General features: G+C 61.8%; 14 protein-coding genes. 3 read left to right on the top strand and 11 right to left on the bottom strand.

Annotated elements, in window-relative coordinates; translation table 11 throughout:
- Positions 1-110: 110 nt before the first annotated feature.
- Positions 111-1,094, top strand: a complete 984-nt coding sequence (locus AC0JZ8_RS08775; RefSeq protein WP_092659685.1) for a sugar-binding transcriptional regulator — start codon at positions 111-113, stop codon at positions 1,092-1,094.
- Between the two features lie 304 nt (positions 1,095-1,398).
- Here AC0JZ8_RS08775 and AC0JZ8_RS08770 read toward each other — a convergent pair whose 3' ends face one another.
- The 4 genes from AC0JZ8_RS08770 to AC0JZ8_RS08755 all read right to left on the bottom strand — a co-directional run bounded on the left by AC0JZ8_RS08770 (position 1,399) and on the right by AC0JZ8_RS08755 (position 3,811).
- The gene (locus tag AC0JZ8_RS08770) at positions 1,399-1,557 is read right to left on the bottom strand and encodes a ribbon-helix-helix domain-containing protein (RefSeq protein WP_471893341.1); all 159 of its coding nucleotides are present in this window, start codon (positions 1,555-1,557) and stop codon (positions 1,399-1,401) included.
- A 90-nt stretch (positions 1,558-1,647) separates the two neighbouring features.
- Positions 1,648-2,256, bottom strand: coding sequence for a dual specificity protein phosphatase family protein (locus AC0JZ8_RS08765; protein WP_244476232.1), 609 nt, complete (start codon positions 2,254-2,256; stop codon positions 1,648-1,650).
- 94 nt (positions 2,257-2,350) lie between these two features.
- Positions 2,351-3,247, bottom strand: a complete 897-nt coding sequence (locus AC0JZ8_RS08760) for a methylated-DNA--[protein]-cysteine S-methyltransferase (protein ID WP_471892302.1) — start codon at positions 3,245-3,247, stop codon at positions 2,351-2,353.
- Between the two features lie 66 nt (positions 3,248-3,313).
- On the bottom strand, positions 3,314-3,811 hold the full coding sequence (locus tag AC0JZ8_RS08755) for a DUF2244 domain-containing protein (protein WP_113167014.1): 498 nt from the start codon (positions 3,809-3,811) through the stop codon (positions 3,314-3,316).
- 21 nt (positions 3,812-3,832) lie between these two features.
- Between AC0JZ8_RS08755 and nth the strand changes: the two genes are divergently transcribed.
- Positions 3,833-4,603: an endonuclease III gene (gene nth, locus AC0JZ8_RS08750; RefSeq protein ID WP_471892301.1), complete on the top strand. Its 771-nt coding sequence runs from the start codon at positions 3,833-3,835 to the stop codon at positions 4,601-4,603.
- Here nth and AC0JZ8_RS08745 read toward each other — a convergent pair.
- Positions 4,585-5,313 (bottom strand): sulfate transporter family protein, encoded by a 729-nt coding sequence (locus tag AC0JZ8_RS08745; RefSeq protein ID WP_471892300.1) that lies wholly within the window; start codon positions 5,311-5,313, stop codon positions 4,585-4,587. The genes nth and AC0JZ8_RS08745 overlap by 19 nt on opposite strands.
- A 141-nt stretch (positions 5,314-5,454) precedes the next feature.
- Between AC0JZ8_RS08745 and AC0JZ8_RS08740 the strand changes: the two genes are divergently transcribed.
- Positions 5,455-6,105 (top strand): NAD(P)H-binding protein, encoded by a 651-nt coding sequence (locus tag AC0JZ8_RS08740; RefSeq protein ID WP_471892299.1) that lies wholly within the window; start codon positions 5,455-5,457, stop codon positions 6,103-6,105.
- An 8-nt stretch (positions 6,106-6,113) separates the two neighbouring features.
- Here the strand turns inward: AC0JZ8_RS08740 and AC0JZ8_RS08735 are convergent, their stop codons facing one another.
- The 6 genes from AC0JZ8_RS08735 to AC0JZ8_RS08710 form a co-directional block, all read right to left on the bottom strand.
- Positions 6,114-7,706 carry an FGGY-family carbohydrate kinase gene (locus tag AC0JZ8_RS08735; protein WP_471892298.1) on the bottom strand — a complete coding sequence of 531 codons (1,593 nt, stop codon included), beginning with the start codon at positions 7,704-7,706 and terminating at the stop codon, positions 6,114-6,116.
- 73 nt (positions 7,707-7,779) lie between these two features.
- The gene (locus tag AC0JZ8_RS08730) at positions 7,780-8,490 is read right to left on the bottom strand and encodes an HAD-IA family hydrolase (protein ID WP_174196854.1); all 711 of its coding nucleotides are present in this window, start codon (positions 8,488-8,490) and stop codon (positions 7,780-7,782) included.
- 19 nt (positions 8,491-8,509) lie between these two features.
- Entirely contained in the window at positions 8,510-9,994 is a 1,485-nt protein-coding gene (locus AC0JZ8_RS08725) for a mannitol dehydrogenase family protein (protein ID WP_113167283.1), read from the bottom strand.
- A gap of 45 nt (positions 9,995-10,039) precedes the next feature.
- Positions 10,040-11,044, bottom strand: a complete 1,005-nt coding sequence (locus AC0JZ8_RS08720; protein WP_062461262.1) for an ABC transporter ATP-binding protein — start codon at positions 11,042-11,044, stop codon at positions 10,040-10,042.
- Between the two features lie 11 nt (positions 11,045-11,055).
- Complete coding sequence (locus AC0JZ8_RS08715) at positions 11,056-11,880, bottom strand: carbohydrate ABC transporter permease (protein WP_062461266.1); 825 nt, start codon at positions 11,878-11,880, stop codon at positions 11,056-11,058.
- Between the two features lie 11 nt (positions 11,881-11,891).
- Positions 11,892-12,764, bottom strand: coding sequence for a carbohydrate ABC transporter permease (locus AC0JZ8_RS08710; RefSeq protein ID WP_062461269.1), 873 nt, complete (start codon positions 12,762-12,764; stop codon positions 11,892-11,894).
- Positions 12,765-12,941 lie beyond the last annotated feature (177 nt).

The following is a 12,941-nucleotide window of genomic DNA, read 5'->3' as shown; positions in this document are numbered from 1 at the left end:
TTGACCGGATAACAACCCTTCAGGGTAAAGAAGTCAAGACATTTGTCCTTCACAATTGACATATGTTTCACGTCAGCCCTATGGTCCTGAATGAAAAAGGACATCAGAATTTGGCCAAGCTGAGACGCGATACCCACACCGCATATTCGGAAGCGTCCTCCCTGCGGCTTCGCGCTGCCTGGCTCTACTACAACCAGGGCCTGACGCAGAAGGAGGTAGCCGAGCGGCTCGGCATCAGTCGCTCGACCGTCATCCGCCTTCTCGACGAGGCAATGAAACGCTCCGAAGTGCAGATCTGGATCTCGGAAGGCATCGACACCTGCGTCGAGCTGGCGACCAAGCTGGAACGCGCCTACGGACTGGATGAGGCGGTCGTGGTGCCCGCCCCGCGCGACAACAGCGCCGATGCACTGGCCGGCGCCGTCGGTCTGGCGCTCGGCCAGTTCCTGTCGGAAGCAATCCAGAACGACATGACGATCGGCGTCGGCTGGGGCCGCACGATGACGGCAGCGCTTTCGAGCTTCCGCCCGCCCCGTCGCGAACGCTGCAAGGTCGTCTCGCTGCTCGGCGGCATTGTCGCTGTCCACCAGACCAACCCGATCGACTTCACCTGGCGCTTTGCCGGCCAGCTGGGCGCCGAATGCTTCATGTTCCTCGCCCCGCTTCTGGTCGACAGCGTCGCCACCAAACGGGCTCTGATCGACAAATGCGGCCTCGATGCCGTCTATGACCTCGCCGAGAACCTCGATCTCGCGGTCGTCAGCTGCGGTGATATCGGCCCGCATTCGACCTCGCTGTCGGAGGGGTTCATTTCAGCCACCGAACTCGAGCGGCTGATCGCCGCCGGCTGTGTCTGCGACACGATGTTCAATTTCCTCGACGAGGAAGGCCGGTCCGTCGATCAGAAGCTCAACGAGCGGGTCATGTCCGTCGACCTCGATACGCTCGCCAAGGCAAAACACATCGTCCTCTCCTCCGGCGGCACACACCGCGCCATCGCCATCCGCGCCACCATCCGACGCATCGGCTGCAACACCCTCATCACCGACGAAACCGCCGCAGTGGAACTGCTGCGGCTGGCGGAGGTGGATTAGGACCGCCCGCTTTCATCGCCGAATGCTGTCGGGAGGTGCCTTTCGAGATCGACAGCGTCATGAAGCACGCGACCGATCCCGATAAGCGACGGTTCAAGATACCGGTAGAGAATGAAGTGGCGAGGCTGCACGACCAGTCCGCTTGCGTGCTTCGCCCTCGTCCGGCTACGCCTGAGATGGAAGCTGCGTATGCCTGCCCCAAGCTCCGCCCTATCGATTGAACCCGGTCGGGTCTTGCGACAAATCGCGAAAGGCAGTCACGAGAAGCTGTACGTCACGGCGCCTTGCGCCGCGTCCGAAGTTCTCATCCGTATAGGCAATGATCTTGGTGATGTCGGCCTGGGCAGATAAGCCGCAGTGCATCGCCCACGATTTCGCTGGCGTTCTGATAGCGTCCCGTTTCCAGAAGCCGCGCGATCACCTGCCGGTGGTGCTCTGTCAGAACGACGTTGCATGTTGGCATGATGGCTCCTTGGAACTGGCCGAGATCCCAGCGCATTGGGCACGACCCGCCAACTGCCGGCAGAGTTTCCCAGCCTCGGCCGCAACGACGTCAGAGATCGATATCCGTTGTCAGCAATGCAATCCTGTCGCGCCAGGAATGGTGCTCGAGCCGCTCCCATGTCCTATCCATGGCATAGGCCGACGAGATGACCGGAATACCGATATGGCCGAAGTAGAGGGAAAGCTGGCGCTCGGCGATCTCTTCGGACATGCCGGCAATCTCGCTGCTGTAAAGTCCGGCGGCAAGGCCGGTGCGGTCGGAACCCGAGCGGCAATGGATCAGGATCGGCTTCGGTGCGTCCCGCATCATCGTGACAAGCCGGTCCGCCTCCGCTTCGCTCAACTGCCTGGAAGCCGACATCCGGAAATCCAGATGCGTCAGGCCAAGCCTTTTTGCGGCGGAGACCTCCTCGGCATACCATCCGGCCTTGTCGTCCTCACCGCGCAAGTTGACGATGGTGCGGATGCCGTAGGTCTTTGCATAGGTCTCGATATCGGCGGCACCCGGCTGGGCAGACCGGTAGAGCTCGCCGTCGATCACCGTATGGAAATTGCCGCTGAGCTGCAGATACCCGAGATAGGCCCCCAAACCCAGAGCGGCAGCGAAAATCGCCGAGGCTCCCATGCGAAACCAGCTTCTGACGCGTGACTGTTCCATGCTGCCGTCCGTTGAAGTGCAGGATGGCAATCATTTCGGCCTGTTTGCTGACACGCACCTGAAGGACGGCAAGTTGTCGGGCGGACTGTGCGGCTCAGGCGTTGCCTGTCTCCCAGCCCAGGATCGCCCGTTTGCGGGTCAGACCCCAGTGATACCCGGTCAAAGCCCCGTTCTTCGCCACGGCCCGGTGGCAGGGCACGACGAAGGAGATCGGGTTGGCGCCGATGGCCGCTCCCACCGCCCGGCTTGCCGTCGGCTGGCCGATATCGGAGGCGACGGCGGAATAGGTGACCGCCTTGCCGAACGGGATCTTCAACAGGCTCTGCCACACCTTGAGCTGAAAATCGGTCCCGATCAGAACGACATTGAGTGGCCGGTCCGCCGACCATTGGCCCCGGTCGAAGATGCGGCCGATATAAGGCGCCGTCGCTTCTTTGTCCTCGACATAGGCGGCATTCGGCCAGCGCCGCACCATGTCCTCGAAGGCCGGTTTTTCACCGCCGAGATCGGAAAACGCCAGGCCCGAAAGCCCACGCTCCGTCGCCATGACCAGCGCCATGCCGAATGGCGACGGGTGGAACCCGTAGCGGATCGTCAGACCCGCGCCCCTTCCCTTCCATTCGCCCGGCGACATCGCCTCATGGGTCACGAACAGATCGTGCAGGCGGCCGGGTCCCGAGAGACCGAGTTCATAGGACGTCTCCAGAAGCGGCAGACCTTCCTGGCCGAGCAGCCGCTTGGCATGATCGAGCGTCACCGCCTGCAGAAAGGCCTTGGGCGACAGACCCGCCCAGCGGGTGAACACCTTTTGCAACTGTGTCGGCGACTGGCCAAGTTCGGCAGCGATCGTTTCGAGCGAAGGCTGCGCGCGATAATCGAGCGTCAGCATCTCGATGACACGCCGCACCGTCTCGTAGTCGGAGCCATCAGGCGTCACGTCGATGCCGGGTGCGGACATGTCGGGCCTGGAAAGCGAAGCAAGAGCGTTCATGGCAATCTCCCTGTGCCCTATAGATGCACGCTCGATCCCATCAGAGCCACCCGTTTCTTGACAGGATCACAACCGTCTCGTGACGGTCGCAAGCGCTCCGCGAAATGCCCTCGCAAAGCTCTCACGATCGTCCGGGTTCAGAAACGAACCGATTTCGGTCTGCCGTCCCTCACCCGAGACCTGCATCGCCGTAATCCCGAATTCCTCGTGCCTGCTGACATTGAATCGCGCCCAAAACGGGTTGTAGCGATGCTCCACCATCCGCCCCGTTGGTGAAAATTTCCGGATCGAAAGATTGGTCCTCGACACCGTGACTTCCTCGCGCTGCCGGCCGGAACGGTAGCTGAGTTTCAGCGCGCCATAGAGAAGCAGGAAATCAAAACCGAGGAACAGCCCGATCGGCCAGGCGCCGGTCGCCAGGAAGAAAAGGCCGTAGAACAGGCAGACGGCACCCGATATCGACAGCACGACAAAAAACCCGCGTCGGCCGAGCGACCGATAGGGCGTCAGTTCGGCCGCAAAGACCGGTTTCTCATCGATCGGCTGCGCGTTGATTTCCGTCATGGGGCGAGACTATACAGTGTCATGGCCCTTGCGAAAATCAAATCCACGAAAACCCCGGCGACAAAAAGCAGCACCACCAAAGGGCGCAAGCCGAAGCGCTTCAAGCCCGCCTATACGCCTGACGAAATGGTGGAGATCTTCCGCCGCTTCTCGGTGCAGCGGCCGGAGCCGAAGGGAGAGCTCGAGCACGTCAATCCGTTCACGCTCGTGGTCGCCGTGGCGCTGTCGGCGCAGGCAACCGATATCGGCGTTAACCGGGCGACACGCGAGCTGTTCAAGATCGCCGACACGCCGGAAAAGATGCTGGAGCTCGGCGAGGACGGCGTCATCGCCCATATCAGGACGATCGGCCTCTACCGCAACAAGGCCAAGAACGTCATCGCGCTCTGTCGCATGCTGATCGACGAGTTCGGATCCGAGGTGCCAAGCACGCGCGAGGACCTGGTGCGCCTGCCGGGCGTCGGCCGCAAGACGGCCAATGTGGTGATGTCCATGGCCTTCGGCATTCCGACGCTTGCCGTCGATACCCATGTGTTTCGCATCGGCAACCGCTGCCTGATGGCGCCCGGTAAAACGCCGGATGAGGTCGAGGAGCAGTTCCTGAAGGTCATTCCCGACCAGTATCTGTTCCACGCCCATCACTGGCTGATCCTGCACGGCCGCTATACCTGCAAGGCCCGCAAGCCCGAATGCGAGCACTGCGTCATCGCCGACCTCTGTCGGTCGCCCGAAAAGACCTGTCCCATCCCAGCACCGCTGGTCGAGCTACCGCCTCAGGTGATCGGCGTCTGAAGCCGGAAGGACGGGTCGCGCTTCGATACCTTCTTGTGCAGATGCACCATCAGCCCGGCCGCAAACAGCGGCGTCAGCAGGTTGACGAAGGGGATCGCCAGGAAGCCGGCGATCAGCAGGCCCGCCATGAACACGGTGGAGGAATGCTTCGAGCGGAACGCCCGCGCCTCGGCGGGAGGGCGGAACCGCATCGCGGCGAACTCGAAGAATTCCCGTCCCAGCAGATACCCGTTCACCAGGAAGAACGCAATCAGGTTGACGCCGGGAATGAACAGCAAAAGCAGCGCGATCATATTGCCGATGATCACGATGCCGAGAAACTGGATCGACCCCAGGATCGCCTGACCGAGCGGCATTTCCCGGCCCGGCACGTCATCGGGATAGTCGCGCTTTTCGATCACCGCCGCCACATCGTCGAGAAAGAGACCCGCGATCAGTGCGGTGATCGGCGCAATCAGCAAGGCCAGCACCAGCGCCAGCCCGATGCCGGCCGCAATCGCCGCAAACAGCGTCAGCCATCCCGTCCAATCCGGCACATCCGGAAAGAAGGCGGCAAACCAGGGCCAGAGGTAGATCGCAAAGAGCTCCCGCAAGCCAAACCACAACCCGATCAGGATCAGGAATGTCAGCCCCAGCGTCTTCCAGAAGGCCGATCTTGTTTCGGGCGCAAACAGGTTGATCAGCGATAGGCGTGCGGCGTCGAGGATCATCGGCGTCTCCAGGTTAAGCCCGCAGCATGTAGGTCAACCATCGCCCTGGAACAAGCGCCGGTGGATATAGGAATCCCGCCGCGAGAATCGTATACTCACCGGCAGACACCCGCACCGGGCGTGGTAGTGACGGAGATCCGCATGACAAGCCTGCTGCTCCTTGGCGCGACCGGATTGGTCGGCGGCCACGTCCTCGAACTGGCGCTCAAGGACGACCGGGTCACCCGCGTCGTCGCGCCCACCCGCCGGCCGCTGCCTCCGACCGCCTTGCCGGCCCATCCGAAGCTCGAAAATCCCATCACCGATCTCAGCAGCGGTCTGCCCGAGGCGGATTGGTGGACTGTCGACGCGGTCATTTCGGCGCTCGGCACCACGCGGGCAAAGGCGGGATCGGACGAGGCCTTCCGTCTGGTGGATTACGCCACGCCGCTCGGTGCGGCCCGGCGCGCGCATGAACGAGGTGCAACCCGTTTCTCGCTCGTCTCGTCCACCGGCGCCAATTCGAAGTCCAGCCTGCTTTACCTGCGCACCAAGGGCGAGCTTGAAGATGCCATCCGCGCCATCGGCTTTCTCACGCTCACGATCGTCAGGCCCGGCCTTCTGGGTGGCGATCGCAGCGAATTCCGGCTCGGCGAACGGCTTGCCAGCATCGCGCTGAAGATCGCCCATCCCATCCTGCCGCGACGGCTGCGCATCAGCCCGGCCCATGTGGTGGCAAAAGTTCTGCTGGATGCAGCGATCGGCGGTGAAAAGGGCGAGCGCATCGTCGAGGCGGATCAGCTTTCGGGCTGAGTTGCAGCTTAGTCCAGCGACCGCAGCTCTTCGCGGTGACGGATCATCGCGAGGAACCGCCGGTAGTCGAGCTCATAAAGGTCTCGTCCCGTGCTGGGTAGCCGCTCGCTGCCGCCGCTGTTCATCGCATGTCCGGCATCACGCAACGAGCCGTGCAGACCGCCCGCGACCGCGGCAGCCATGGCCGTTCCGAGCAGAACCGCATCGCGGTTGTGCGGGATGACCACCTTGCAGCCCGTGACATCCGCATAGAGTTCCACCAGCAGCGGGTTGTTCACATGCCCGCCGGTCACGTGCAGCGTCTCGAACCGGTACCCAAAGTCAGCCATCGCATCGAGAATATGACGGATGCCGAGCGCGATCGACACGCAGGTCCGCCAATAGCGGCGGCAAAGCCCGTCGAAGGACGTATCGAGCGTCAGCCCGCTGATGACGCCAGTCGCATGCGGGTCCGCAAGCGGCGACCGGTTGCCGTGAAAGTCGGGCAGAATGTGCAGATCCGGCGCAATCTCGTCATCGCCTGCTGCCGCCCGCATCTCGCCGACACGGGCAATGATCCGCTCATGCAGCTCGGTGGTCGGCTCGCCGCCGGCTGCGTGCATCATGACGATATGATCGAGCAGAGCGCCCGCCGCCGACTGCCCGCCTTCGACCAGCCAATGGCCGGGCAGTACCGCCTCGTAATACGGGCCCCAAAGGCTGCGACCGGGTTTCGGCTCTCTGGTGAAGGCGACAATGCAGCTCGATGTACCTCCGATCAGCGCAACGCTCGTCTCCAGCGACGAGCCTGGAAAGCTTTTCGCCCCAACACCGCCAAGCACGCCATAGGCACCCGCGTAAGCGTCGATCATTCCCGGCGCGACCTGAACGCTGGTATCGAGGCCAAGTTCGGCCGCCGCCGTTTCGCTGAGCGGTCCGATCGAGCCGCCGACACCGATCGTATCGTCCGGCAGACCGCCCTTCTCAATAAGGTCGTCGAGCCCGGCAAGCGCCAGATAATCCGCGCTCCAGCCCGGCGTCTCATGCGCCAGGTAATTCCATTTGGCCGTCAGCGTGCAGCGCGAACGCGACGCGGAACCTGAGGCTTTCCAGGTCAGGAAATCGGCAAGATCGAAGAAATAACCGGCCCGGCTCCAGCTGTCTGGAAGGTTCTGCTTCAGCCACATCAGCTTGGGCATTTCCATTTCCGGCGAGATCGATCCCCCAGCGAAATCGAGCACCGCATGGCCGCTTCCAGACAGCGTTTCCGCCTCGGCGATTGCCCGGTGGTCGTGCCAGACGATCGTATCCTGATGCGCGTTGCCGCTGACCGAAACGCTCAGCGGTGCGCCGTCGCGGTCCCGCGCCACAAGCGAGCAAGTCGCGTCAAAGCCGATGGCCGCCACCTGGGATGCAGAAATCCCAGCCTCGGCCAACGCCGCTTTCACGGCGATGCAGGTTGCGGACCAGATGTCTTCGGAGGAATGTTCGGCGTGCTTATCCCGCGGGCGGAACATCAGGATCGGATGTTTGGATTTCGCAATCAGCGTTCCGTCGCGGCCGAACACGCCGGCACGGGCGCTTGCCGTGCCGATATCGACCGCAACGAGAAAATCACGCATCCCGATTTGTTTCCTGTCCCTGTAAGTCGCGCAGACTGTCCCCGTCGCGTCCCGCCAGCCTGAAAGCCGAGCTTCAGGTGTTCGCGGAAACCGAACCGTTGCGATCCTCGATATATTTTTGGACAAGGTGGAGCAAATCCGGCATCGCGTCAAACACGACGTCGGGCGATAGCGCCTCGATCCGGTCACGGTATCCGGAAGTGTGGGTGTGCGATCCGCCGGTAAAGGCGAATGACGCCATGCCCGCCCGCTGGGCCGCCTCGATGCCCGCGGGGCTGTCTTCAATGACGATGCAATCTTCCGGCGCGAACCCCATTTCGCTTGCTGCCAGCAGGAAGAGGTCCGGCGCGGGCTTGCCGTTCTTCACCATTGTGGCGCTAAAGATATGGGGATCGAGCTTGTCGATCAGGCCGGTGATCGTCAGCGACAGCCGGATGCGGTCGGGATTGCTGGAGGATGCGACGCAGGCTTGAAGCCCGAGCGCCTCGAGCGTTTCGGCGATGCCGGGGATCGGCTTCAGCTCGGCCTTGAACAGGCTGTAGAGATCGGTGCGCATACCCTCGAGAAATTCCGGCCCGGTGTGGAAACCGTATTCCTCGTCCATGACCTGGCGCATTGTCGCCAGGCTGCGACCGAGGAAGCGCTCATAGGCTTCCTCCTCGGCCATTTCGATACCGTGGCGGTTGAGCGCAGCCACCAGAACCCGCACCGACAGCGGCTCGCTGTCGACGAGGACGCCGTCGCAATCGAAGATCACGAGATGGCGTGGTTTGATTGCACTAATTCCCGTCACGGTGTTCACCTCAATCCTTGACGAGCTGGTCGTCGAGATAGAGCTGCAGCGTCTTGGCCGTGCCCTCCGTCCAGAGTGTCTTCAGCGCATGCGCAAACCGCTTGCGGAACAGCTCAGACGTCGAGACTTCGCCGAAGATCTCGTCGAACACCAGGAACGCATCCGGGTCGTCCTTGGCCTTGATCGCGGCCGCCTGCAGCTTCTCGGCACTCGTATCGTTGAACACGATCTGGCGACCGCTGTCCGACGTGCCCGCAAAATAACGGCACCACAGCGCCGATACAAGCGACAGGCCAACGATATCGAGACCCTGGTCCAGCCGGTCGCGGGTCGATGGCAGGATGAACTTCGGCTGGCGGTTGGAACCGTCCTGCGCCAGGCGCGGAATGGTGTCGCCGATCTTCGGGTTGAGGAAACGGTGCTCGATCAGGTCGAAATAGTCGTCGAGGCTGGTATCTGGAACCGGCGGCACGATCGGGATGATCTCTTCCTTCTCGAGCTTTGCAAGGAAGGCCCGGATCAGCGGATGCTCCATTGCCTCGTGCACGAAATGGATGTCCAGCAACTCGCCGGGATAAGCGATCGTCGCATGGCCGCCGTTGAGGATGCGCAGCTTCATCAGCTCGTAGGGCGCGACGTCGGGCACGAACTGAACGCCGACTTCTTCAAGCGCCGGACGGCCGAGCGGGAAATGATCTTCCATCACCCACTGCTTGAACTCTTCGCAGAATACCGGCCAGTTATCGTCGATATTGTAGTCATTCTTGAGGATATCGACTTCGCGCGGACCGGTGGCCGGCGTGATGCGGTCGACCATCGAATTCGGGAAGGCGACATTGTCGTGGATCCAGGTCGCAAAATCCGGATCCGACAGCTTGGCGAGACCAACGACGGTGTTTTCCGTCACGTGGCCGTTGCCCGGAATGTTGTCGCAGGACATGATCGTGAACGGCGCAAGGCCGCGCGAACGGCGAAGCTTGAGGCCGGCAAGGATCAGCCCGAACACCGACTTCGGCGCATCCGGGTTGCTGCCGTCTTCGACCATAGCCGGATGGGCCGGGTTGAAATGGCCGGACGCGTCGATGAAATAGCCGCCCTCGGTGATCGTCATGGAGACGATGCGGATGGTCGGATCGGCCAGCTTCTCGATCAGCGCCTGCTTGTCGTCAGGCGCAATGATGTCGATCATCGGCGCGGTCACACGGGCACCGGTCTTGTTGTTGTCCTGCTCCACGACGGTGGTGAGGAAATCCTGCGCCTTCAGCTTGTCGCGCATGGCCGCATCGGACGGCATCACGCCGGCACCGATGATGGCCCAGTCATGGCCCTTGCCGATGTTGAACAGGTCGTCCAGGTAGATCGCCTGGTGGGCGCGGTGGAAGTTGCCGACGCCGAAATGCACGATGCCGGGGGAGAGCGTCTTCGGATCGTAGGCGGGCACGCCAGCGGTCGCTGCGGCATCCTTGAGAGTTGCCAACGAAAGCTTCACAGTCATTTTCTCATACTCCGATTGGCCTGCTGTTCAGGCCTTTGGGATCATTCAGGCCCGGATCGCAAGACCCTTGTCGTCGAAGCGATGCAGTTTAGTTTCATCCGGCGTCAGGTAGACCGTGTCGCCGTAGCTCGCGCCGAACTCGCCGCCGGCACGCGCCGTGATCGGGCCGATACCGTCGACGTCGAGATGCAGGAAGGTGTCGGCGCCCAGATGTTCGGCAACTGAAACCCGGCCTTTCCACAGACCGCTGTCCTTGGAAAGCCCGATATGTTCAGGACGCACGCCAACGGTCTTGCCGTTTTTCGCCTTGGCGTAATCGCCTTCGAGCAGGTTCATCTTCGGCGAACCGATAAAGCCTGCGACAAACAGATTGCGCGGCGACTTGTAGAGCTCGAGCGGCGAACCGACCTGCTCGATATTGCCGCGGTTGAGCACCACGATCTTGTCGGCCATGGTCATGGCTTCGATCTGGTCGTGGGTAACGTAGACCATCGTGGTCTTCAGCTGGTTGTGCAGGTCGCTGATCTCCAGACGCATCGTGCCGCGCAGCGCCGCATCGAGGTTGGAGAGCGGCTCGTCGAACAGGAAGGCCGAAGGTTCGCGCACGATCGCACGGCCGATCGCCACGCGCTGGCGCTGGCCGCCCGAAAGCTGGCCGGGGCGACGTTCGAGATAATCGGTGAGGTTGAGGATGTGCGCCGCATCGGCGACCTTCTTGTCGATCGCCGACTGTTCCATCTTCGCCATCTTGAGCGGGAAGGCGATGTTCTTGCGCACGCTCATATGCGGATAGAGCGCATAGGACTGGAACACCATCGCAAGCCCGCGTTCGGCCGGAGCGGCGTCCGTCACGTCGCGACCGTCGATCTTGATCTGGCCGCCGGTCACGTCTTCAAGCCCCGCAATGAGACGCAGAAGCGTGGACTTGCCGCAACCCGAAGGTCCGACGAACACGACGAACTCGCCGTCGTTGATTTCGAGATCGATCGACGGAATGACCTTGGCTTCGCCGAACGTCTTCGAGACTTTGGAAAGAGTAATGCTGCCCATAAGAGTGATCCTTACTTAACCGCGCCAAACGTGAGGCCGCGAACGAGTTGCTTCTGGCTGAACCAGCCGAGGATGAGGATCGGCGCGATGGCCATGGTCGAGGCCGCCGAAAGCTTTGCCCAGAACAGACCCTGCGGCGAGGAGAAAGAGGCGATGAAGGCCGTCAGCGGAGCCGCGTTTGTCGTGGTCAGCTGGATCGTCCAGAACGCTTCGTTCCAGGCAAGGATGATGTTGAGGAGCAGCGTCGAGGCGATGCCGGGAACCGCCATCGGCGTCAGCACGTAGACGATTTCCTTCCACAGGTTGGCGCCGTCCATCCGTGCCGCTTCCAGGATTTCGCCCGGAATTTCGCGGAAGTATGTGTAGAGCATCCACACCACGATCGGCAGGTTGATCAGCGTCAGCATGATGGTGAGGCCGATGCGGCTGTCGAGCAGGCCGAAGTTGCGGAACAGGATGAAGATCGGCAGCAGCACCGCCACGGCCGGCATCATCTTGGTCGACAGCATCCACATCAGGATGTCCTTGGTACGCTTGCCGGGCGCAAACGCCATCGCCCAGGCCCCGGGGATCGCGATGATCAGCGCGAGGATGGTGGAGCCGACCGACAGGATCACCGAGTTCATGAACGGCTTGAAATAGTCGCGCTGCGTCTGCACCGTGATGTAGTTCTCAAGCGTGCCCGATGGGATCAGGCTGAAGCCGGCGATCGCTTCCTGCTCCGTCTTCAGGCTGGTGATCAGCGCGTAGAGGATGGGGAAGAAGATCAGGAGTGCGACGACCCAGGCCAGGATTGTCCAGCCGATCTTCGCTCCGGTTGTTACTTTGCGAGCCATGATCGTTCCTCCTACTTGTCCAGGTTCTTGCCGACGGCGCGCATCAGGAAGAACGCGACGATGTTGGCAAGCACGACGGCGATGATACCACCCGCTGCACCCCCGCCGACGTCATAGCCGAGACGTGCGGTGCGGTAGATCAGGAAGGTGAGGTTGGTGGACGCATAGCCCGGACCGCCATTGGTGGTGACCAGAATTTCAGCGTAGATTCCGAGCAGGAAGATCGTCTGGATCAGGATGACGACCGTGATCGCGCGCGAAAGATGCGGCAGCGTCAGGTAGATGAACCGGTTGAAGAAATTGGCGCCATCCATTTCGGCGGCTTCCCGCTGCTCGCTGTCGAGCGACTGAAGCGCCGTCAGAAGGATGAGCGTCGCAAACGGCAACCATTGCCAGGCGACGATGATGATCACCGCAAACAGCGGATACTGGGCAAACCAGTCGATCGGCTGAACCCCGAAGAACCGCGCGAGATCCGCCAGCACGCCGTAGCCCGGATGCATGATCATGTTCTTCCAGATCAGCGCGGCCACCGGCGGCATCACGAAGAACGGCGAGATCACCAGAATGCGCACGATACCCTGGCCGAAGATCGGCTGGTCGAGCAGAAGCGCGATCGCGACACCGCCGATGACGGTAATGCCGAGCACGCCGAGCACCAGCAGCATCGTGTTCCAGATCGACTGGAAGAAGGCCGGATCGGTGTAGAAATACTGGTAATTGAAGAAGCCTGCGAAGCTCACGTTCTGCGGCGTCAGCAGGTTGTAGTTCTGGAACGAGTAGTACAGCGTCATTGCGAGCGGTACGGCCATCCAGACCAAAAGAACGATGACGGAGGGCGCCATCATCAGGCGTGCCAACGTCTTGGTATTTTGCGTTGCCATCTTTGAGGCCCCTCCCCGGAGGTAAGCGCGCCGCACGCGGCCAGAGGAGGACGCGAAGGCATGATCTTGTTTTTATAGGGTAGCGTGCTGGAACAGCGAGATGCAGTTCAGCATCCAATCGTCATCCTGTGATCTGCTGCCCGGCACGGATGCCGGACAGCAGTGTCTTGACCAAGC

The sequence above is a fragment of the Velazquezella soli genome (assembly GCF_977018685.1).
The sequence above is the reverse complement of the archived record's forward strand: the minus strand, read 5'-3'. Positions and strand labels throughout refer to the sequence as shown.